Annotated in this window: 17 protein-coding genes and 1 other RNA gene; 7 read left to right on the top strand and 11 right to left on the bottom strand. The window is 60.7% G+C overall.

The window, feature by feature from the left end; all coding sequences use genetic code 11:
• Positions 1-11 precede the first annotated feature (11 nt).
• The 4 genes from recR to ffs all read right to left on the bottom strand — a co-directional run bounded on the left by recR (position 12) and on the right by ffs (position 3,171).
• Positions 12-608 carry a recombination mediator RecR gene (gene recR, locus AD930_RS05295; RefSeq protein ID WP_043550421.1) on the bottom strand — a complete coding sequence of 199 codons (597 nt, stop codon included), beginning with the start codon at positions 606-608 and terminating at the stop codon, positions 12-14.
• A gap of 16 nt (positions 609-624) precedes the next feature.
• The gene (locus AD930_RS05300) at positions 625-948 is read right to left on the bottom strand and encodes a YbaB/EbfC family nucleoid-associated protein (RefSeq protein WP_043550420.1); all 324 of its coding nucleotides are present in this window, start codon (positions 946-948) and stop codon (positions 625-627) included.
• A gap of 46 nt (positions 949-994) precedes the next feature.
• Positions 995-3,016, bottom strand: coding sequence for a DNA polymerase III subunit gamma/tau (locus AD930_RS05305; protein ID WP_061505394.1), 2,022 nt, complete (start codon positions 3,014-3,016; stop codon positions 995-997).
• Positions 3,017-3,073: 57 nt separating this feature from the next.
• Positions 3,074-3,171, bottom strand: an RNA gene (gene ffs, locus AD930_RS05310) — signal recognition particle sRNA small type.
• A 128-nt stretch (positions 3,172-3,299) separates the two neighbouring features.
• Here ffs and AD930_RS05315 point away from each other — a divergent pair.
• The 4 genes from AD930_RS05315 to AD930_RS05335 all read left to right on the top strand — a co-directional run bounded on the left by AD930_RS05315 (position 3,300) and on the right by AD930_RS05335 (position 7,322).
• On the top strand, positions 3,300-3,740 hold the full coding sequence (locus AD930_RS05315; protein ID WP_244150501.1) for a hypothetical protein: 441 nt from the start codon (positions 3,300-3,302) through the stop codon (positions 3,738-3,740).
• A gap of 110 nt (positions 3,741-3,850) precedes the next feature.
• Positions 3,851-4,825 carry a BadF/BadG/BcrA/BcrD ATPase family protein gene (locus AD930_RS05320; RefSeq protein ID WP_061505396.1) on the top strand — a complete coding sequence of 325 codons (975 nt, stop codon included), beginning with the start codon at positions 3,851-3,853 and terminating at the stop codon, positions 4,823-4,825.
• A 343-nt stretch (positions 4,826-5,168) separates the two neighbouring features.
• Positions 5,169-6,230: an N-acetylglucosamine-6-phosphate deacetylase gene (nagA, locus tag AD930_RS05330; protein WP_373320448.1), complete on the top strand. Its 1,062-nt coding sequence runs from the start codon at positions 5,169-5,171 to the stop codon at positions 6,228-6,230.
• 138 nt (positions 6,231-6,368) lie between these two features.
• A complete protein-coding gene (locus tag AD930_RS05335) occupies positions 6,369-7,322 on the top strand; it encodes an aldo/keto reductase (RefSeq protein WP_061505399.1) in 954 nt (317 codons plus the stop codon).
• Positions 7,323-7,436: 114 nt separating this feature from the next.
• On the opposite strand, the gene mdoH is transcribed toward AD930_RS05335, so the two are convergent.
• From mdoH to AD930_RS05350, 3 genes are all read right to left on the bottom strand, one after another.
• A complete protein-coding gene (gene mdoH / locus AD930_RS05340) occupies positions 7,437-9,602 on the bottom strand; it encodes a glucans biosynthesis glucosyltransferase MdoH (protein WP_061505400.1) in 2,166 nt (721 codons plus the stop codon).
• Positions 9,578-11,125, bottom strand: a complete 1,548-nt coding sequence (locus tag AD930_RS05345; protein WP_197056210.1) for a glucan biosynthesis protein — start codon at positions 11,123-11,125, stop codon at positions 9,578-9,580. The genes mdoH and AD930_RS05345 overlap by 25 nt, the downstream gene beginning before the upstream one ends.
• 85 nt (positions 11,126-11,210) lie before the next feature.
• Complete coding sequence (locus AD930_RS05350) at positions 11,211-11,561, bottom strand: winged helix-turn-helix domain-containing protein (RefSeq protein WP_043550411.1); 351 nt, start codon at positions 11,559-11,561, stop codon at positions 11,211-11,213.
• A gap of 92 nt (positions 11,562-11,653) precedes the next feature.
• Between AD930_RS05350 and AD930_RS05355 the strand changes: the two genes are divergently transcribed.
• A complete protein-coding gene (locus AD930_RS05355) occupies positions 11,654-12,178 on the top strand; it encodes a GNAT family N-acetyltransferase (RefSeq protein ID WP_061505450.1) in 525 nt (174 codons plus the stop codon).
• Between the two features lie 3 nt (positions 12,179-12,181).
• On the opposite strand, the gene recA is transcribed toward AD930_RS05355, so the two are convergent.
• A complete protein-coding gene (recA, locus tag AD930_RS05360) occupies positions 12,182-13,207 on the bottom strand; it encodes a recombinase RecA (RefSeq protein WP_231558193.1) in 1,026 nt (341 codons plus the stop codon).
• Between the two features lie 228 nt (positions 13,208-13,435).
• Positions 13,436-14,815: a gamma-glutamyltransferase gene (locus AD930_RS05365; protein ID WP_244150502.1), complete on the bottom strand. Its 1,380-nt coding sequence runs from the start codon at positions 14,813-14,815 to the stop codon at positions 13,436-13,438.
• A 206-nt stretch (positions 14,816-15,021) separates the two neighbouring features.
• Between AD930_RS05365 and AD930_RS05370 the strand changes: the two genes are divergently transcribed.
• The gene (locus AD930_RS05370) at positions 15,022-15,798 is read left to right on the top strand and encodes a DsbA family protein (RefSeq protein ID WP_082781718.1); all 777 of its coding nucleotides are present in this window, start codon (positions 15,022-15,024) and stop codon (positions 15,796-15,798) included.
• Between the two features lie 57 nt (positions 15,799-15,855).
• Here AD930_RS05370 and hemA read toward each other — a convergent pair whose 3' ends face one another.
• The gene (gene hemA / locus AD930_RS05375; protein ID WP_043550407.1) at positions 15,856-17,118 is read right to left on the bottom strand and encodes a 5-aminolevulinate synthase; all 1,263 of its coding nucleotides are present in this window, start codon (positions 17,116-17,118) and stop codon (positions 15,856-15,858) included.
• 91 nt (positions 17,119-17,209) lie between these two features.
• Positions 17,210-17,686, bottom strand: a complete 477-nt coding sequence (locus tag AD930_RS05380; RefSeq protein WP_061491875.1) for a hypothetical protein — start codon at positions 17,684-17,686, stop codon at positions 17,210-17,212.
• Between the two features lie 193 nt (positions 17,687-17,879).
• On the opposite strand from AD930_RS05380, the gene AD930_RS05385 reads away from it, so the two are divergent.
• Complete coding sequence (locus AD930_RS05385) at positions 17,880-19,859, top strand: transketolase-like TK C-terminal-containing protein (RefSeq protein WP_061505452.1); 1,980 nt, start codon at positions 17,880-17,882, stop codon at positions 19,857-19,859.
• Positions 19,860-19,879 lie beyond the last annotated feature (20 nt).

Consider the following 19,879-nt stretch of genomic DNA (forward strand, 5'->3'; position numbering starts at 1 on the left):
CTCAGGCACGTTCATGCAGGCCTCCGTGCGCCAAGGGCTGCGGCCAGAGTGCCGTCATCCAGCACGTCCAGCGCGCCGCCCACGGGCATACCCTGCGCTACGCGACTTACGGTCACGCCCTCGTAAAAAGCCAGTTTATCCATCAGCCAGTGCATGGTTGTCGCTCCCTCTACTGTCGCGCCAAGGGCGAGAATGACTTCCCGCACACTGCCCTGCTCCAGCCGCTCCAGCAGCGGGCTGATGTTCAGATCTTCCGGGCCTATCCCGGCCAGAGGGGAAAGCGTGCCCCCCAGCACCTGATACACGCCACGGTGCACCCCCGCGCGCTCCAGCGCCCAGAGGTCTCCCACCGTTTCCACCACGCACACCACGCTCGGGTCCCGCAAGGGATCAGTGCAGATATGGCAGGGATCAACCGTGTCCAGATTACCGCAGGTGGAACAGGTTTTTACGGCATCCCCCGCACGCTCCAGCGCACGGGCCAGCGGCACGAGGCGTGCCTGCGGGTCACGCAGCAGAAACAGGGCAATACGGCGGGCAGAGCGCGGGCCAAAGCCCGGCAACCGCCCCAAAAGCCTGATCAGCTGCTCTATTTCATGCCCGCCCATGCCGCGCTCCGTCTGGTCAGAACGGCAGTTTCATACCAGCCGGCAGGTTCAGGCCGCCGGTGACTTTCTGCATTTCTTCCGCAGCTGTTGCGTCCAGCTTGGTGCGGGCATCAGCGCAGGCTGCCATAATCAGGTCCTGCAGCATTTCCATTTCTGCCGGGTCAGCCAGCTTGGGGTCGATCTGGATGGAGCGCATGTCGCCCTTGCCGCTCAGCACAACCTTCACCATACCCGCACCTGCGGAGCCTTCAATGTTCATGGCTTCCAGCGAGCTCTGCATGGCTTCCATTTTGGCCTGCATCTGAGTGGCCTGCTTCATCAGTCCGGCAAGATTTTTCACAGCATCTCTCCTATCTGGCTGCACCAGTGCAGCCTGTTTGTTCGGTCTAGTCTATCGACAGCCCCGGGTCGGACGGTCGTTCATCCTCGTCCAGCAGCTCAGCGTCAAGCGGAGCGAAGACAAGTTCAGGGGGCTCTTCCGGCGGCAGACCATACTCATCCAGAGCATGATCCTGCACGTCTCCCAGTTCAGCATCCGGGAAGACGGCCAGAATGGCCTTTACCAGCGGATGCGCCTGTGCGGTGCGCCGCTGGAACTGGATAATTTCCGCGCCCTGCTCATCCAGCGTCGGCTCGCCTTCCTCCTGAGAAAGGCGAATACGCCAGGGCATCTCAGACGCACTTTCCAGCACTTTCTGAAACTGGCGCGGCAGATCCGCGGGCAGGCCGGGCTGCATCCGCATGGTGATCGCACCGGGCGCGAAGGACACCACATGCACGCCATTCCGCAAATTCCCGTGCAACAGGGCCTCGCGCCGATCCTTGACCAGAGCAACAGCCTCACGCCAGGTGCGCGGCACCACCGGCCCTTGCGGTTCCGGCGCGGCCACAACTTCCGGCGTGGGGGATGGCGCTGCGTCGGCCTCCGGCTCCTGCACCGCAACGGCAGACGCAACAGCGGGCGCGCTCGCCGCCACAGACGTTCCTGCGACCATCCGCAAGGGTGGCGGGCCTTCCTGTCCGCCCGATCTGCCGCCGTCAGACCGGGCCTCACTCAGAGCGGAGGGCGCATTCCCCTCCGGCCCGGCACCCCCGCCCTGTGCGCCAGAGGGCACCGGAGCGCCCCCCTGCCCGGACAGCCGCCGCACCAGATCTTCCGGTGAGGGCAGATCCGCCACGTAACACAACCGGATCAGCACCATATCCGCCGCAGCCCGGCGGTCTGGTGCCATTTCGACTTCCTTCAGGCCCTTCACCAGCATCTGCCAGGCACGCATCAGCACCGGCACGGGAAAAGCTTCGGCCATCTCGGTGCCGCGCACCCGCTCGGCTTCCGGCATTTCTGCCGAATCCCGCAGGGACGGCACGGCCCGCAAGCGGGAGATCGTGTGGATCAGGTCCAGCATATCGCCCAGAACCAGCCCCAGATCAGCCCCACGCGCATGCGCCGCATCGGCCAGCGCCAGAGCCTGATCGGGCTTGCCGGTCATGGCGGCGTCCAGCAGGTCAAACACCACCTGCCGGTCGGCCAGCCCCAGCATGTCACTGACGACGGAGGCGCCGATTTCGGCTTCATCCTCACCCTGTGCAATGGCCTGATCCAGCAGGGACAGACCATCACGCACGGAGCCATCCGCCGCACGGGCAATCAGCGCCAGCGCATCTTCGGACAGCCGGACATGTTCTTTTTCAGCAATACGGGCAAAGAGCGCGGCCAGATCGGCCTGCGGCACGCGGCGCAGATCAAACCGCTGGCAGCGGGACAGCACCGTAACCGGCACTTTGCGCAGTTCCGTAGTGGCAAAAATGAACGTGACCTGCGCCGGCGGCTCTTCCAGCGTCTTGAGCAACGCATTGAAGGCGTTGCGCGAGAGCATGTGCACTTCATCGATGATGAAGACTTTCATGCGGCCCTGCATGGGGCGGAACCGCGTGGCTTCAATAATCTCGCGCACATCATCCACGCCGGTGCGGGAGGCGGCGTCCATTTCCAGCACGTCAGGGTGCCGGTCATTCAGAATAGCCACGCAGTTAGCGCACACGCCGCAGGGGTCTGCCGTGGGGCCACCGTTGCCATCCGGGCCAATGCAATTGAGCGCACGGGCAATAATACGGGCGGTGGTGGTTTTCCCGACGCCACGTACGCCTGTCAGCATGAAGGCATGCGCCACGCGCCCAAGCGCGAAGGCGTTCCGCAAGGTGCGGACCATGGCTTCCTGACCAATCAGGTCATCAAACGTCGTGGGGCGATATTTGCGCGCCAGAACACGGTAGGGGGATGTGTTTTGAGGCGCGGGGACCGGGGCGGGGACGGCTGGAGCGGCGTCGCCAAACAGACCGGGGCCTTCCATCACAGGATCGGGCAGCCCGTCATCCCGGGAGTGGTGCGCATCGGTCTTATCGGTCATGACAGTTCCGAGGAAAAAAACTCACGCTCCTGTGGCCTGAGGCTCTGAGCGGAAAAAGGTGGAAAGCCGAACAATGACCCGCTCGAAACTCACTAGGGCTGCTTCCTTCCGGACCTGACCAGGTTAGCAAGGCGCTCGTCCACTGCCGACTTTCCGAGGAGAGAGATAGCACCAAACCGCCACGCCTGCCAACCCTGCCCTTTTCCCTCTTTGCCTTGCGGCAAGGGCCGGGCTAGGAGGTATAAGGTCTGAGCCATTCCTTGCCCCTTCAGAGAGTCTGAGCGTGTCCAAATTCAGCCTGTTCCCCCATGCCGCCATGGTCCTGCTGGCTTCCGCCCTGACCGCTGCCCCCCTGCCTGCCCATGCTGACGATGATGAAAACAAATCGTCCGTGCGCAGCACGGTGCCAAATGCGCAGCTCCAGAAGGAACTCGCCGTTCTGCAATACAAGCCCGAGGCTGCCAGCCCCGCCTGTATCGACTCCCTGAAGGAACTGCACAAAACACAGGCCCAGCTGCAGGAAGAACAGACCCGCACGAATGACCAGGATCTGGCCATTGCGCAGGACGTGCTGGAGTCCGATTTTGAAAATTCTATTGAAATCTGCTCACCAGACGTCCGCCAGCTTTGTGAAACACCCAACCCGGAAAAAGCTCTGGCACTGGCCTGTGAACGGCTGGGCAGCATTCCGGATGATGCTCAGACCACCTCCGCAGCAGACTGACACCCTACAAAGTTTTGCCCGTAGCGCACGTTTTGAAAACGATATAATCTTTACGCTCTGCAACCCACTTCCTTTTGCAAAGAGCGTCCTTTTGACCAAAGCCCGTGCCCATGCCTGAGCCTTTTGTGCCCCCTCACCTGCCGCATGGTCCGGCCATTCTGGCTGTGGATGGTGGCGGCACAAAAACACTGGCCGTGCGCGTTGGCCCGGATGCCACCGTTCAGGCGGTGCAGATTACCAAAGGCTGCAATCCGTTTGATCAGCCCGATTGGCAAAATATTCTCACAAACCTCGTCACACCTCTTGCGTCTGGGCTACAGGCCGCCGCCTTTGGGATTGCAGGCTATGGTGAAAACCGGGAGACGGGCCGCCTGCTCCGTGCCCACGTCCACCAGCTCTGCCCGGCCACCCCGCTCAGCCTGACTAATGACGTTGATATGGCCTGCATCGGTGCCTTTGCAGGCGAGGCTGGAGTTCTCCTTCTCTCCGGCACAGGCTCCATGGCCTGGGCGTCTGACGGCGCAGACCAGACAGCCCGCGTCGGTGGATGGGGGCCGGTTTTTGGTGACGAAGGCAGTGCCTACTGGATTGGCCGCAAAGCCCTGCAACGTGTGTGTCAGGCCATGGACGGGCGCGCGCCGGAAGCAAAAGACTTTGCCCAGAAAATTTGCGCCACCATGCACTGGCCTGATGAAAATCCGGCAGCCCTCGATGCCCTGCTTGGCTGGTACAATCAGCAGGAACGCCCCCGTCCTGCTGTGGCCCACTGTGCCCGCCTGATTGATGAGATGGCGGAAGCCGGCTGCCCGGAGGCCCGCGCCCTCATCACGCAGGCTGCGCAGCATCTTGCTACGCTGGTCCAGACAGCGCGGGCACGCTTTTCTGAACACACTTTGCCCTGGAGCTACGCGGGCAGCGTCTTCAAAAGTCGTCTGCTGCGCGACACTTTGACGGACTTATGTGGCACGCCTCAGCCCCCGCGCCTGCCGCCTGTTGGCGGAGGAATTGTGCAGGCCGCCAGACTTGCCGGGTGGCCAATTGACGCTGCATGGATTGCACGCCTTGCCCATGCGCTAGATGCTTAATACCTCCAGAAAAATCCTGAATGTTTCGCACATCAATACAGAAGTAGCCACACAGAGGGGAAACGAACCATCCATAGAACTTGCTTTAGCTCATAAAAATTCAATGGTTTTTCAAAATGTGTGGCAATACAAAAATCACCCCAAAAATACACCCTACCTTGAAAGAGAAATTCTTTCATCTGGTGAAATTTCTTTATAAATTTTGTGATTTTTAAAAAACACCCAACCAAACGACCAACCTCTTCCCGTATCGTTTTTGACCCTGCCCCGTATAAAGTCTTTGCAAACAGGAGCCTCACCCATGTCAGCCCTTGACGGACATCTTGTCCTTCCTGACCGTATCATGCCCGGACGCCTCTCTTTCTCCGAACAGATTGAGAGTACTGAAGCCCGGAACGCGGTGCCAGACCGCTATATTCTGCCGGGCTTTATTGATGGCCATGTGCATGGCGGCAACGGGGCAGATACCATGGATGGTGTAGAGGCCATTCACACCCTCTCCCGCTTTCATGCGCAGCATGGCACCACCACTATTCTGCCCACCACCATCACGCGCCCCTGGGCGGATGTGATGGACGCGCTGCATGCCGTAGCAGAAGTGGTACGCACACAGATCCCCGGCGGCCCGGTTGTGCATGGGGCGCATCTGGAAGGCCCGTTTGTCAGCCCGCATAAGCTGGGTGCGCAACCGCCTTACGCCATTCCACCGACAGCCGACCGCGTGGCCGAAGCGCTGGGCACAGACTGTGTGCGTGTGGTGACGCTTGCCCCGGAACTCCCCCACGCCAAGACCGCAATCAAGCAGTTTGCAGATGCCGGAGTGCGCGTCAGCCTTGGCCATACCGTTGCGGAATATGAAGAGGCCAATGCCGCTATTTGCCATATCTGTGCATCCGGTGGCGTTGCTGGGGCCACGCATCTGTTCAATGCCATGGCGCCTATTACCAGCCGCAAGCCCGGCCCCGTCACGGCCCTGATGTGCAGTGATGCTTATGCAGAAATGATTTTTGACACCCACCACGTGCACCCCGCCACCTTCCGGCTGGCGCATCGCGTGATGGGAGGCAGACTGGTTTTTGTTACAGACGCCATGCGCGCCACAGGCCTGCCTGAAGGCCCCAGCCAACTGGGTGGGCAGGAAGTGATGGTGAAAGACGGCACGGCCCGCCTGCCCGATGGCAGTCTGGCTGGCAGCGTGCTGACACTGGATCAGGCCCTGCGCAACGCTCTTCAGGCTGGCACGCCTTTGCTGGAAGTTGCTGCTCTGCTCAGCACCAATCCGGCCCGGTATCTTGGCCTGACAGACCGGGGCGCACTGGAGGCCGGTAAACGCGCTGATTTTGTCGTGCTGGATTCTGCCTTTATGGTTCAGGAAGTCTGGGTTGGCGGGGAACGCATTCACTAAAGCCTGCACTTTCCTCCAAATTGCCTCACTCAGCTGCGCCATAAGGCCTGCACAGGCCGGCGCTCAGGGAACAGGCGACGTGCGCCTTACGTTATGCAGGCAGCCAAACACATGAAACAAACAAAGAGAGACTGAATCATGGATCTTCGCCCCCTCGGCACCACCGGCTTCCAGATTGCCCCCATTGTTTTTGGTGGCAATGTGTTTGGCTGGACCCTTGATGAAAAAACCAGCTTCAGCATTCTGGATGCGTTTGTTGACCATGGATTTAACGCCATCGACACGGCCGACGTGTATTCCGTCTGGGCACCGGGGAATGAGGGCGGCGAGTCTGAAACCATTATTGGCAACTGGCTCAAGGCCAATCCGGGCAAGCGGGATCAGGTTTTCATTTTCACAAAAGTAGGCTGGGACCTAGAAAAGCCGGGCGAAAAAGGGCTTTCCGAACGCTGGATTATGGAAGCGGCGGAACGCTCACTCAAACGTCTGGGCGTTGAGCGGATTGATCTCTACTTCTCTCATCGGGCTGACCCGGAAACACCCTATGAAGAAACCCTCGGCGCTTTTGATAAGCTTTTGAAAGCCGGAAAAATCCGCGCCATCGGCGCATCCAATCTGGACGCCAGCCAACTCAGCTCAGCACTGGATGTGGCCAAAACCCACAACCTGCCGCGCTATGAGGTGATTCAGCCCGAATATAACCTGTATGACCGCAGTTCCTATGATGGCGCGCTGCGGGATCTGTGCATCAAAGAGAAACTGGGGGTTGTGCCCTATTACAGCCTTGCCTCAGGCTTCCTGTCTGGAAAATACCGCACGCAGGATGATCTTTCCCAGAGTGCACGCGGTGCTGGTGTTGGCAAATACCTCAACCCGCGTGGCCTGAAAATTCTGGCAGCTCTTGATGCTGTTGCCGCGCGGCATGATGCCAAACAGGCCGAAGTAGCTCTGGCCTGGCTGATTGGGCGGGAAGGGGTCACAGCCCCCATCGCCAGCGCAACCCGGCGTGAACATATCGAGAGTTTTGCAAAAGCTGTCCAGCTAGAGCTGTCCGCAGAAGACCGCGCAGAACTGGACGCCGCCAACGCCTGACGCGACTGCGGCCAGCACAACAAAAAAGGGAAGAAGGCCGGGATATCCGATCTTCTTCCCTTTTTTTATAAACAGCACATTTTCAGGGATTTTTCAAAAACCCTTTGAAAATACTCAGGCTGGCAGGCGGCTTATCGCAGCCACACCTTCTGCACAGCCCAGAACAGCAGCTTTTTCCTTGGTTGTGAGCTGCCCTTCCAGAACCGAGAGGCTCGGTGCTTCCGAGACTTTCAGCAGCCCCACCAGCTGATCCGGGTTAATCGGATCACCCGGCTTGCGGGCTGCCGGGAGCATGGCGGCATGGGCCTGCAACAGGCCAGCATCTGCCCGCAGAGCGCGCAAGGCGTCATGAGGCAGGGAAGGACCGTGATCCTCCTCCACAGCCCGCTCGGTCTTTAGCAGAACATCCGGCGGATGCGTTTCTTCCGGCACCAGAAGCAGACCAGCTTTTTTAAAGCTTTGCCCTACATCCCGGCTGCTGGTCATCACGACCAGCGGAATGGAAAAGACCAGCCCGAGCAGCACAGGCGTCATCCAGAAGAACAGGGATGGTGAGACAACCCACGCCCCGGCCCCCAGCAGCAAACCAAAAATGGTAAACTTGGCGTATTGTCTGACAACAACGCCAAAAGGCACACCACCATCATCACGCTTCTGCGTGTTCCAGCCGGAATCATGCCCGGACAGGATGGACAGCACACCAGACGTCTGGATCAGCATAGCGATCGGGGCAATCAGGCCACCAATCAGCGTTTCCACCAGCACGGAGCCAGCAGCACGGATTGCACCACCGCAGCCTTTGCAGGTTGCGCGGTCAAACATCAGGGCAATGTAGGCTAGCAGCTTGGGGGCCAGCAGAATGGCCATGGTGCCGATAAACACGTATTTTGCCTGCACCGGGTCCACATGCGGCCAGTGCGGGTAAAGCAGTTTTGTATCCCCGAAATATTCGGGATGTTCAAAATGCGCCTGCAGAGAGATCAAAATCCCCGTCAGCAGGAAGACCAGCCAGAGCGGGGAGGTGACGTAGGCCCCAATACCCACCACCATATGCATCCGGCTGATCCAGTGCAGTTTTTTGGTGGGCAGCACTTTGACATGCTGCAAGTTGCCCTGACACCAGCGCCGGTCACGAATAGCCACATCCGTCAGAGACGGTGGGCTTTCTTCGTACGATCCATCAAGCCCCGGCACCATGTGAATGGCCCAGCCACCGCGACGCATGAGGGCCGCTTCCACAAAGTCATGGCTCAGAATATGGCCGCCAAACGGCTTGCGCCCCGGCACATGCGGCAGGCCAGCCTGTCCGGCAAAAGCCTCGGTGCGGATAATGGCGTTATGGCCCCAGTAATTGCCTTCAGACCCGTGCCACCAGGCAATGCCATGCGCAATCACCGGCCCATAGACACGGCCAGCAAACTGCTGCAGGCGGGCAAACAGGGTGGTGCCGCCAACAATCACCGGCAGGGTCTGGATCAGCCCCACGCCCGGGTTACGCTCCATGGCGCCGGCCATCCGCACCAGTGTCTCGCCGGACATCACGGAGTCCGCATCCAGCGTCACCATCTGGTCATAGGCGCCGCCAAAGCGACGCACCCATTCCCCGACATTCCCAGCCTTGCGTTCCACATTGTTATGGCGACGGCGATAGAAGATCCGGTTTTCGCCACCCGTCTGCGCACGCAGGGCAAGAAAAGCCGCTTCCTCCTCCACCCACACATCCGGGTTGGTTGTGTCGGAGAGAATGAACACATCAAACGCATCGACCTGCCCTGTTTCACACAGGCTGGTATAAATGGCTTTCAGCCCCGCCATCACGCGGTGCGGGGGTTCATTGTACGTGGGCAGCAGAAGCGCTGTGCGCGAGTGCAGGGTAGGGAGCGGGCCTGACCGCGTAATCCCCAGACCCAGACCACCCCGTGTAATCAGCGAGACAAACCCGGCCAGTGACGAAGTGAAGGCCAGTGCAATCCACAGGAACAGGGCGACAAACAGCACCAGCATCACCACCCCGAGGATGGAGGTGCCGTTAGCATCCAGCACTTTATGCGTACGCCATGCGCCAAAAGCGGTCAGCGCCAGCGCGGAGCCGAGAACCAGAAACCGCCGCAGCCCGATGGTTGCCGGAGAAGTTGAGGGCGTTCTGCCCCGTCCCTCCATATCCGGCGCGGCATGCAGGTCCTGCACGGGCATGGCCAGAGGGGCTTCTGGCGGAAGAGCCTGAAACGGCAGAGTGTTTTGTTCAGGCTGCGTCATTACGGCGTCCAACGGTATACCCATTCTTCTGAGACCGGGCCGCTATCCGCTGCCAGAACACACCGGAGTTCCACGACCTTTTCATCACCTGGGACGAATTCAAAGGTTGTGCGCCAGCCATTGATATTCGGGTTCGGCTCGACCACCACATTCCGGATCTTACCGCCAGAAGACTGCGGTTCCAGATGGAACTTCGTGTCCTTCGGCAGCCGTTCAAACGGCACACCCATGAAATCGATAGCAAAGAAGCGGGCGTTTTTATCATCCACCACGGAGCCAACACGGGTGGCCCCTACGCGCGCCAACGGCGTGGGGAAGGGGGCATCCCACCCCCAGTACATCCGGTAGGTAAAGCTGTATTCCTTCCCGGCCTCGAGCGGGGTCTTGGGCCGCCAGAAGGAAACGATGTTGTCATTCACTTCATTCGGGGTCGGGATTTCCACCAGATCCACCCAGCCCTGACCCCAGTCCCCAATGGGTTCGATCCACAGGGACGGACGTTTTTCATAATTCAGCGCCAGATCTTCAAAATCATGGAAGTTCCGGCGGCGCTGCATCAGGCCGAAACCACGCGGGGAATCATCTGAAAACGCCGAGAACTGCAAATCGAGCGGGTTACGCAGCGGGCGGAACAGTTCCTGCCCGGCCCCCGTCCACATCTGCAGGGCTTCACTATCATGAGCCGCCGGACGCCAGTCATCCACATGGGTGCGGTCATTGGCGTCAAAATAGAACATGCCCGTCAACGGCGCGATACCGGACTGTTCAATTTTGGTGCGCGGGTAAATGGTGGACTGCACGTCAAACACCGTCGCATCACCCGGGCGGATGGTAAAGCGGAAGGCCCCGGCTACGGAGGGGCTGTCCAGCAGGGCATGCACCACAACGGCCTTCACACCCGGCTGCGGTTTTTCCAGCCAGAAGGCGCGGAAGAGTGCGAATTCCTCGCCCTTCGGGTCCCCTGTGCCGTCCGCAAAGCCGCGGGCGGAGAGGCCATAGCTCTGCCCTTTGGCGACTGCGCGGAAATAGGATGCGCCCAGAAAGACGCAGAATTCTTCCATCACGCCCGGCGTGTTGATGGGCGTGCGCAACCGCAGCCCGGCAAAGCCGAGGTTATCATCCACCCTCAGAGAGGGGTCACCATAGGTGAACAGATCCGGAGAATAGGGAACGGCTTCAGACTTACCGTCCTTAATTTCAAAAATATCAATCCGGGGGCGGTAGAGGAACCCGCGCGGGAAAAACGCGACATCAAAAGCCAGACTGTCGTCATGCCACAGGGTTTTATCTTCCCGGTAGGCAATACTGCGGAACTGGTCAAAATTGAGATTATCCAGCGCCTTGGGCAAGGTCTGCGACGGACCATGATACGGGGCACTGGCCAGACGGCGGGCAATTTGCCGGACCGTCATATCGTCAAATGTCCCCGTTGCCCCTTCAAGCCCTTCTGCTCTGGCCTGACGGGCAACAACGCCCCCGGCCAGAGTAGCGAGTGTCGCCCCCGCGCCAATCCGCATTAAGTCTCGTCGCTGTACAGATGAAGACACTCCAGACTCCCGAATTCCCTATAAGTTAAGGGCTAAAAATTTCTTTAATGACAAAATTGCCGTGCGATACGGCTTTTTAAGGGCATTACCCGACTTGTGGTGTTAAGAGTTTTTCAAGTTCTGCCAGTTGCTCCGCCGCAGCCTGCGCTGCCTCTTTTTCGATCTCCCGATAGCAGCGCACCACGGCCTCGCCTTCGGCCGTCAGAAAAGCACCACCGCCGCCGCCGGGACGCGTAACGACCAGAGGCTCCCGGAACAACTGATTCAGGCTATCCACCAGCAGCCATGTCCGGCGGTAGGACATCCCCATGGCGCGTCCTGCTGCAGAAATGGACCCTGTTTCTGCCAGTTGCTCAAGCAGGCGAATTTTCCCATGCCCGAGGGCAGGCTTGTTATCTGCATCCACCCGCAAGGTCAGTCTTAGCCGCTCTGTCATTCGCCTGCCCGCGTTCGCGTTGTCATTTTATGCGTGATATCATGAAACATCATGTCTCTTCTTACCAAGGGCCACGCCCCGGCGATGTTCTCATGACATACTCCAACGCAGATACCATCTGGCGATCCATGAGGCCAGACGATCTTGCTGCCACTATTGCACTGGCGGCACGCATTCATCCCGATTATCCGGAAGATGACGACATTTTCAGAGAACGGCTGGCCTTAGCACCCGAGGGCTGCTTTGTGCTGACCAATGCGCGTGGGATTCATGGCTATCTGATCAGCCATCCGTGGGCGGGGCATCTTTCCCCACGCCTGAACTGCCTTCTGGGCAGGCTGCCTGCCCGGCCGGACAGCTGGTATCTGCATGATCTTGCGCTGGATGAAACGGTAAGAGGGCAAGGGAGGGCCAAAGACGCCATTGCGTTGGCCGAGAAGGCCGCCCGCGCTGCCTGTTTGCCTGTACTGAGCCTGACGGCAACCGGCCCGGCCCGCGCCTTCTGGCTGCGGCAGGGCTTTAAGCCGGAAAAAATTTCAGAGGCTGAAAAAGCGGTGCTGGCTTCGTACGATCCCGAAGCCAGCTTTCTCTCCCGCCCCGTATCAGGCCGGGAGTAAGTCTTAGTCTTCTGTGTGGTGTTCGGGAGCCAGCATCATGGCTTCCGCCACAATACCGGAATGCTCACGCACCTTGCGTTCAATCTCGGCCGCCATTTCCGGGTGGTCACGCAGGAACTGCTTGGAGTTTTCACGCCCCTGACCAATCCGCTGGCTGTCGTATGAGAACCACGCGCCGGATTTCTCCACCACACCGGCCTTCACACCCAGATCGATCAGTTCCCCGACCTTACTGATGCCTTCGCCATACATGATGTCGAACTCAACCTGACGGAACGGCGGGGCCATCTTGTTCTTGACCACCTTCACACGCGTCTGGTTGCCCACCACCTCATCCTTGTCCTTGATGGACCCGATGCGGCGGATATCCAGACGGACAGAGGCATAGAACTTCAGCGCGTTGCCGCCCGTCGTGGTTTCCGGATTACCGAACATCACGCCGATCTTCAGACGGATCTGGTTAAGGAAGATCATCATGGTGTTGGAGCGCGCAACGGAGCCGGTCAGCTTACGCAGCGCCTGGCTCATCAGACGGGCATGCAGGCCGACATGGCTATCACCCATATCGCCTTCCAGTTCCGCACGCGGCACCAGCGCGGCCACACTATCCACCACCAACACATCAATCGCGCCAGAGCGCACCAGTGTGTCGGCAATTTCCAGAGCCTGCTCACCCGCATCGGGCTGGCTAATCAGCAGATTATCAATATCCACGCCCAGCTTCTTGGCGTAACCGGGGTCCAGAGCATGCTCGGCGTCAATAAACGCACAGGTGCCGCCCCGCTTCTGGGCTTCTGCAATGGCGTGCAGGGCCAGCGTGGTTTTACCGGAGCTTTCAGGCCCGTAAATTTCAACCACACGGCCACGCGGCAGGCCGCCAATCCCCAGAGCAATATCCAGCCCAAGAGACCCGGAAGGAACGACATCTGCCTGTTCCTTCGGGCGCTGCCCCAGCCGCATGACAGAACCTTTCCCAAAAGCCCGTTCAATCTGCCCGAGCGCGCCTTCAAGAGCTTTTGCCTTATCCATCATTCACCTTTCCTGTGGCCCTCGACTGAGGCCGGGAGTGCTGCACTGTTTCAAGACGTGCCATAAAAGCCGCGCGCCGGGCAATGACTGGCATCAAGCCCCAGAGTCCGCTCAGGCACCTTAAAAATTTGATTTCTGCTTGTTCTTATAGAAACAAAACGAGAACATTTCAAGCCGGAAACAGGCGGCCCGAAGCCGCCTTGCCTCCTGCCGCCAACGCGACAGACCTTATTTGGTATGGCCGGACGAGACCGCAAGACCAGACCCGCGCGGATCGGTCCAGCCGAAGCATTTTCCGGAATCTCCCGGTAGTCCCCCCGGGCAGGAGACGAAGTTGGCGCGCCCCACACCCTGTGTAACCGTCGGGCGCTGGCCAGCAACAGCCGCCCGCAGTGCAACAGCAGCCGTATCCGCCGCCACATTCTGGCCGGAAGCCGTCGCTGCGGCCCGGAACTGCGTGGTGCCCTGATGCGCAATAGCCGCCGTCAGCAAGGGCAGGGGACGCCGAACGGGAGACGCCGCCAGCACAATGCCGGTGGAACCCGCCACACGGCCGGTGCCGAACAGGTTGTTCATGGTCAGACCACAGCTCACCGTCTCACCCGTGCGGTCCGTCACCACAAAGGAGGTGGAGGCGGGCAGGGGCGGCAGAGCAGACCCGGACGGGAGATGCCCGCTCTTCAGCAGAGCCTCCGCATCCGCAACGCTCACGGCAGCGCCCTTGCCGGACTGCCGGTTACGCCAGCCAGAAACAACCGCCTCCCCGCGTGCGCTGGCATGACCATGGTCATCCATGGAGAGATAGGCTGCAGCCGTGCCCAGACCACCATCCGCCGGCGGCGGCAGGAAGCTGATATCCAGCCCACTCGAACGCACCGTCAGCGGCTGTTCCGCCACAGCCAGACTGCCGCGCATGTCTGCCGTTGTCAGGCCAGCACCCGCAGCCTGAGACGCCTGCGTAAAGCTCTGCGCCAGTGAACCATTATAAAGATCGCCCACACCGGCAATACGCAAACGCTCCAGCGCACCCGCCAGACGGGGCTGCACCATCAGGTCATTCGCAGCCAGCACGGTGCCATTACTATTGGCAAAAATGGCACGGGTTTTTTCGTCCGCCAGCAGGGGAGCCTGCACGGCGGCCAGATCGGACGCCAGAAGGCCACCAACCGGAACGCCATCGGTCGCCAGATTGCGGGCCGGGACAATGATGTCCGCAAAATCGACACGGCCATAACGCATCTGCATCAGATACAGGCCACGGGCCAGCATGGGCACGGCGGCAGGGCGGTCAGACTGCGCATCGGTCTGCCCGGCATGCGGCAGGAAGAGGAAGGCCTGCCCCTGCGCATCACCCGGACGCCAGGCCAGACAGGCCCCGCCAGACCCAAGAGACGCACGGGACGGCAGGGTGACGGAGAGTGCCAGCCCCAGAGCCGCCGCGGCATCTGCCGCGTTACCGCCCTGCGCCAGCACATCACGCGCGACCAGCGCAGCCTGCGGTTCGTCCGCCACAACCTCACCCACAAACCCTGTTACAGCAGGCTGGGCAGGGCGACCCTGCTCGCTGCCACAGGCAGTCAGTGAACAGGCCATCAGCAGAGCTGCCATCCGGGCAGGACCTGAAAATAACGGCGCAAGCCGGGCTGAACAGGTCTTCATGAAATGCTCGGGCACGCCTTGATGTCTCCATTTCGCTGGTCTGCCCGCATACCGGGCGTCTGAATATCTACTCTGAATTACCGCTCTTCCGGGCAGGCAGCAACACGCGCGCGCCATTTCCATCCCAACGGTTCTGCTTTAGACATAAAGGCACGATGAAAAAGCTGATAACCTTTTCTTTCAGGCGCGCCGCTCTGGCCGGAGCCGCAAGCCTCCTCCTGCTCTGCGGCGGGGCGGTCTCCGCCCATGCTGCGGACGGCAGTTTCAGCCCCGCACAACGGGCGGAAATTGTTGAAATCGTGCGCAATGCGCTGAAGACAGACCCTACCATTCTGTCTGACGCCATCTCCTCCCTGCAGGCGCAGGCGTCCGCCAGAAAAGCGTCCTCCGCGCTGGAGACGGTGCGCCGCAACAAGGCGCAGTATGGACAAAGCACGACGGACGTTGTGCTGGGCAATAAAAACGGCAAGCTGGAAGTGGTCGAGTTTTATGACCCCCGTTGCCAATATTGCCGCAAGGTGCTGGGCGATGTGGACCACCTGATTGGCTCAGAACCCGACCTCCGGCTGGTTGAAAAGGTCATCCCGGTTCTGGGGCCGAACAGCGTGATTGATGCTGAAGCCATTATGGCGGCTGGCCTTCAGGGCAAATATATCCCGTTCCAGAAAGCGCTGATGACCGATTCCTCAGCGCCGTCTCTGGATCGCATTCGTCGTCTTGCACAAAATGTCGGGCTGGATGCGGACCGGCTGCTGAAAGACATGAAGAGCCCGGCTGTCACAGCCGCACTGAGCAAGAATCTTGAGCTGGCAAAGGCCATTGATCTGGAAGGGACGCCGACCTTCATTATTGGCGAACGTGAAATTATTCCCGGTGCTGCGTCAGAGAGTGACCTGAAAGCGGCCCTCGACCGACTGCGCAAAGCGCACTGACCCCTCCGGCCCCTCCCCGGTTGCCTGAACCGGGGAGGGGCTGAGAGATCCGTTTTTTCAGGCCGCGTCTTCGGTCTGGCGGGCAGGCATCACGCCTTCTTCCCGCAGCAGATGCGCCAGAGCGCGCACCATTTCATCCATCATCTCATCCGTATGGAACGGCCCCGGCGTCAGCCGCAGGCGCTCCGTGCCCTGCGGCACGGTGGGATAATTGATGGGCGTGGCATACTGCCCATATTCTACCAGCAGGCGGCGGCTGATGCGCTTGCAGCGTTCCGCATCCCCAACCGGAATGGGCACAATGTGGCTGGGCGTCATGGTAAACGGTACCCCGGCAGCCCGCAGGCGGGCGCGGAAGGTATTCACCCGCTCGAACATTTTCTCACGACGCCAGTTTTCAGCCCGCACCTTGCGCACACTGGTCAGCGCAGCGCCCACAACCGGCGGCGGCAGAGCCGTGGTGAAGATGAAGCCGGACGCCGTGGAGCGCAGGAAATCAACAATCTCGGCTGTAGCCGTGATGTAGCCGCCATGCACGCCAAAGCCTTTGGCAAGTGTGCCTTCAATAATATCGACCTGATCGGCCACGCCATCACGCTGGGAGATCCCGCCGCCTTCCTCACCATACAGGCCGACCGCATGCACCTCATCCAGATAGGTCAGGGCATTATATTTACGGGCGAGGGCGCAGATCCCGGCAATGTCGGAAATATCGCCGTCCATGGAATAGACGCTCTCAAACGCAATCAGCTTGGGCGCATCAACCGGGGCCGCGGCCAGTTTGGCCTCAAGGTCCGCCAGATCATTATGCTCGAAAATAACCGTCTGGGAGCCACGTGCGCCCTTGATGCCCGCAATCATGGAGGCATGGTTCAGGCGGTCTGAAAAGCAGATCCAGCCGGGCATGGAGGTCAGAATGGTCTGCAGGCTGGCCTGATTGGACACATATCCAGAGACGAACAGAAGCCCGGCTTCCTTACCGTGCAGCGCAGCGACTTCAGCTTCCAGTGCTGTATGCAGCGGGCTGGTTCCGGCAATATTGCGGGTGCCACCGGCCCCAGCACCATGCTCACGGATGGCGGCAATCGCGGCTTCCTGCACTTCCGGTACAACACCCATGCCCAGATAGTCATTGGTGGACCAGACAATCACTTCCCGGCCTTCCGGCAGGGCAGGCAGTTCTTCCTCATACAGAGGGAAACGGTCTGCAAGACGTGCCAGCGGGGTAAATGTGCGGTAACGCCCCTGCTGTCTGATATCATTCAACGCCGTGTGACAGTGCTCATAAAACGGATGCCGGGCGTTTTTGATTGATCCCACGCTTCTACTCTCCTCGCGTCGTCAGAAACGGTCGGGGCTCGGCACAGGGCCCGTCGGCCGTCTGGCCGGTCTTCACATAAACTTGTTAGAGTTACTTCACATACACTCTGATGACTGAGTTCGTCACGGTCGAATCCGGCATAGCGGCCATTTCCACCTGTGCCGGGGAGGCTCCATCCTTGATGATAGCCTGCGTCACGGCCTGTCCATCCCCCTGTACCAGCTGCACCAGAGCCTGCTGATCTGTCTCGGAATCCGTACCCGGCGGCACCAGACACTGCACCACAAACAGAATATCCGGCTTGCTGGCCAGCGCCTTGTGCACAATCTGCGCAACCGGCCCGCTCCATTCAGCCGGGGAGGTGCCCGCCACAAGCTCAATCAACGGCGGCACTGGCGGCGGGCCGGGCGGCGGCGGCGGAATATAAGGCACGGGCGGTTTGCCTGCCCGGGCATTGAAGGTTTTCTGGTCAACCAGCTTGCAGCCACTCAGGCACAGCGCAACACTGGCCACAAACGCCACCCGGAAAAACGGCCCCTTTTCTATAAAGCGGGAAACAGACAGCATAACGGGCAGATCTCCGGGTCAAACAGGATGAGGCGACTCTTGCCATCCTCTTTCGCGCTCCTTTACGGCAGACGCAAGGTTAAGCGCTTCGTAAGGCCCTCAAAACTTGCTCTCACCTCCACCCGCCTTTATTGAGCAGGGCACGAGGATGAAGACCTGCCGCAAGGGCAGGCCCATCACGGAAGGCAGGCGAATGGCAGCAGTCCCTTCGACAGACCCGACCGAACTGCGGGAAGAGGCCACCCTCTCCGCCCAGCAAAGTGCCGTGGCCAGAATGAGCCGCGCCGCACGTCTGCTGCTGAATGACGAGCCCCTCCCACCGCACGCCCGCACACTGCTAAACAGAATGTGCCTGCCGGTGACAGCACTCTGGTGCCGTGTGCTGCGGTTTGACCCCAGCGCCCCCAACTGGCCAGACCGGGACCGGTTTGTGGTGCCCTCCACCACCATGCTGCCCCTGCTGCGCGCCATGCTGCGCCTGACAGGCTCCCCCACAGCGAATAACATTCCCCTGGAATATGGCCGTCACCCTGCGGTGGAAGTTGCTCCGGGTCTGGCCGGGCAGGGCGTTGCCGCAGCCGTGGGCATGGCCTTTGCAGAACAGACGCTTGCCCGCCGCTTTGGCCGCTCACTGGTTAACCACCGCACATGGGTGCTGGCGCAGGATACGGACCTTGCAACCGGCGTGGCCATGGAGGCCGCGCAACTGGCCGGGCGCTTTGGGCTGGACAGGCTGGCCGTTCTTGTCTCCCCGCCCGCAGGCCCGGATAACGGGGACTTTGCCGATTCGCTCGCCCGCTTCAGCGCCTCTGGCTGGACGGTGCGCCGGGTGGACGCAGGCAGTGCTGCGGCCATCAGCTCCGCTCTTGCGGCCACGCTCCGGGCCCGCAAACCAACCCTGATTGCCTGCCTGCCCTCCAGTGCGCCTGAGGTTCTGCCCGGCCCCCAACTCCCGCCGGAAGAAGAGCTGACCGGCCCATGGAGTCCCACCGCCCGACGCGGGGCGACTACCCGGCGCTCCTGGTTGCGCCGCTTTGCCCGCCACCGCCTGCGCAATGCCTTTGAGCGGGAGATACAGGGCCAGCGCCCCGCCCTGTTTGATGAGGATTGGCAGCGCGCCTGCCGCTGGCAAATGGGCGCCGCAACGGGGCACGCCACGCAGGATGCAGGTTTTGCCGGACTCCGCGCCCTGTCCGAAATTCTGCCTGAACTGGTCTGCCTGACGGCGTCATCCGCCTATCGGCTGGATCTGGCAGCACCGGTCGCTCTGCCTGCCACATTCAGGGCCCGCACGCGCCTGCTGCCGGCGGAGCAGTCCTGCGGCATTCAGGATCATGGCATGGCTGGTATGCTCAACGGTATTGCCTTGCACGGCGGCCTGCTTCCCATCTGTGCCGCGAGCATGATGACGGTGGATCGCATGCGTTCCGCCTTGCGCATGGCGGCCCTCATGCGCCGCAAAGTGCTGTATCTGCTGACGGGTGACGGGCTGGCGCTGGGTGATGGCGGCGGGGGCTGGCAGCCAGTGGAACAGCTGGCCAGCCTGCGCGCCATGCCGCATCTGGCTGTTTTCCGCCCGTGTGATGCGTGTGAGACCACAGCCTGCTGGGAGGCCGCTCTCAACTGGCAGGAAGGACCGGCCATGTTGCTACTCTGCCCGTATGAAAACCAGTACGGCCCACTCCCTCCGCCAGCATTCGGCACCCCCTCCCGCGGGGGGTATGTGGTGAAGCAGGAAGACAACCGGCAGGTGACGCTGATTGCCTCTGGCCCAGAGGTTGCCATCGCGCTGAAAGCGTCGCACCATCTGGCCCGACAGGATATTGGGGCCACCGTAGTCTCTATCCCCTGCTGGGAACTGTTTGCCGAACAGCCCGCCAGCTACCGCAAGACCGTGCTCGGCACGTCCGGGCTGCGCGTGGGGGTTGAGGCCGCTTCCAGCTTTGGCTGGGAACGCTGGCTTGGTGAAGAAGGAGTTTTTGTTGGCATGGATGATTTCGGCACGTCCGCCCCGGCCAACGCATTGTATGAGCGCTTCGGCATTACTGTTGAAGCGATCTGCGAGAAGGTGCGCACGCGCCTTCTGACCTCAGGCCGTGAACAGGGGTCTTCCCTACGCACGCCGGACCAGTCCCGGACCCGCGTTCGGGGACCGTTAACGACAAGACCATAGAATAAAAAAACGGAGCTTAA

The organism is Acetobacter malorum (assembly GCF_001580615.1).
Classification (GTDB): domain Bacteria; phylum Pseudomonadota; class Alphaproteobacteria; order Acetobacterales; family Acetobacteraceae; genus Acetobacter; species Acetobacter malorum.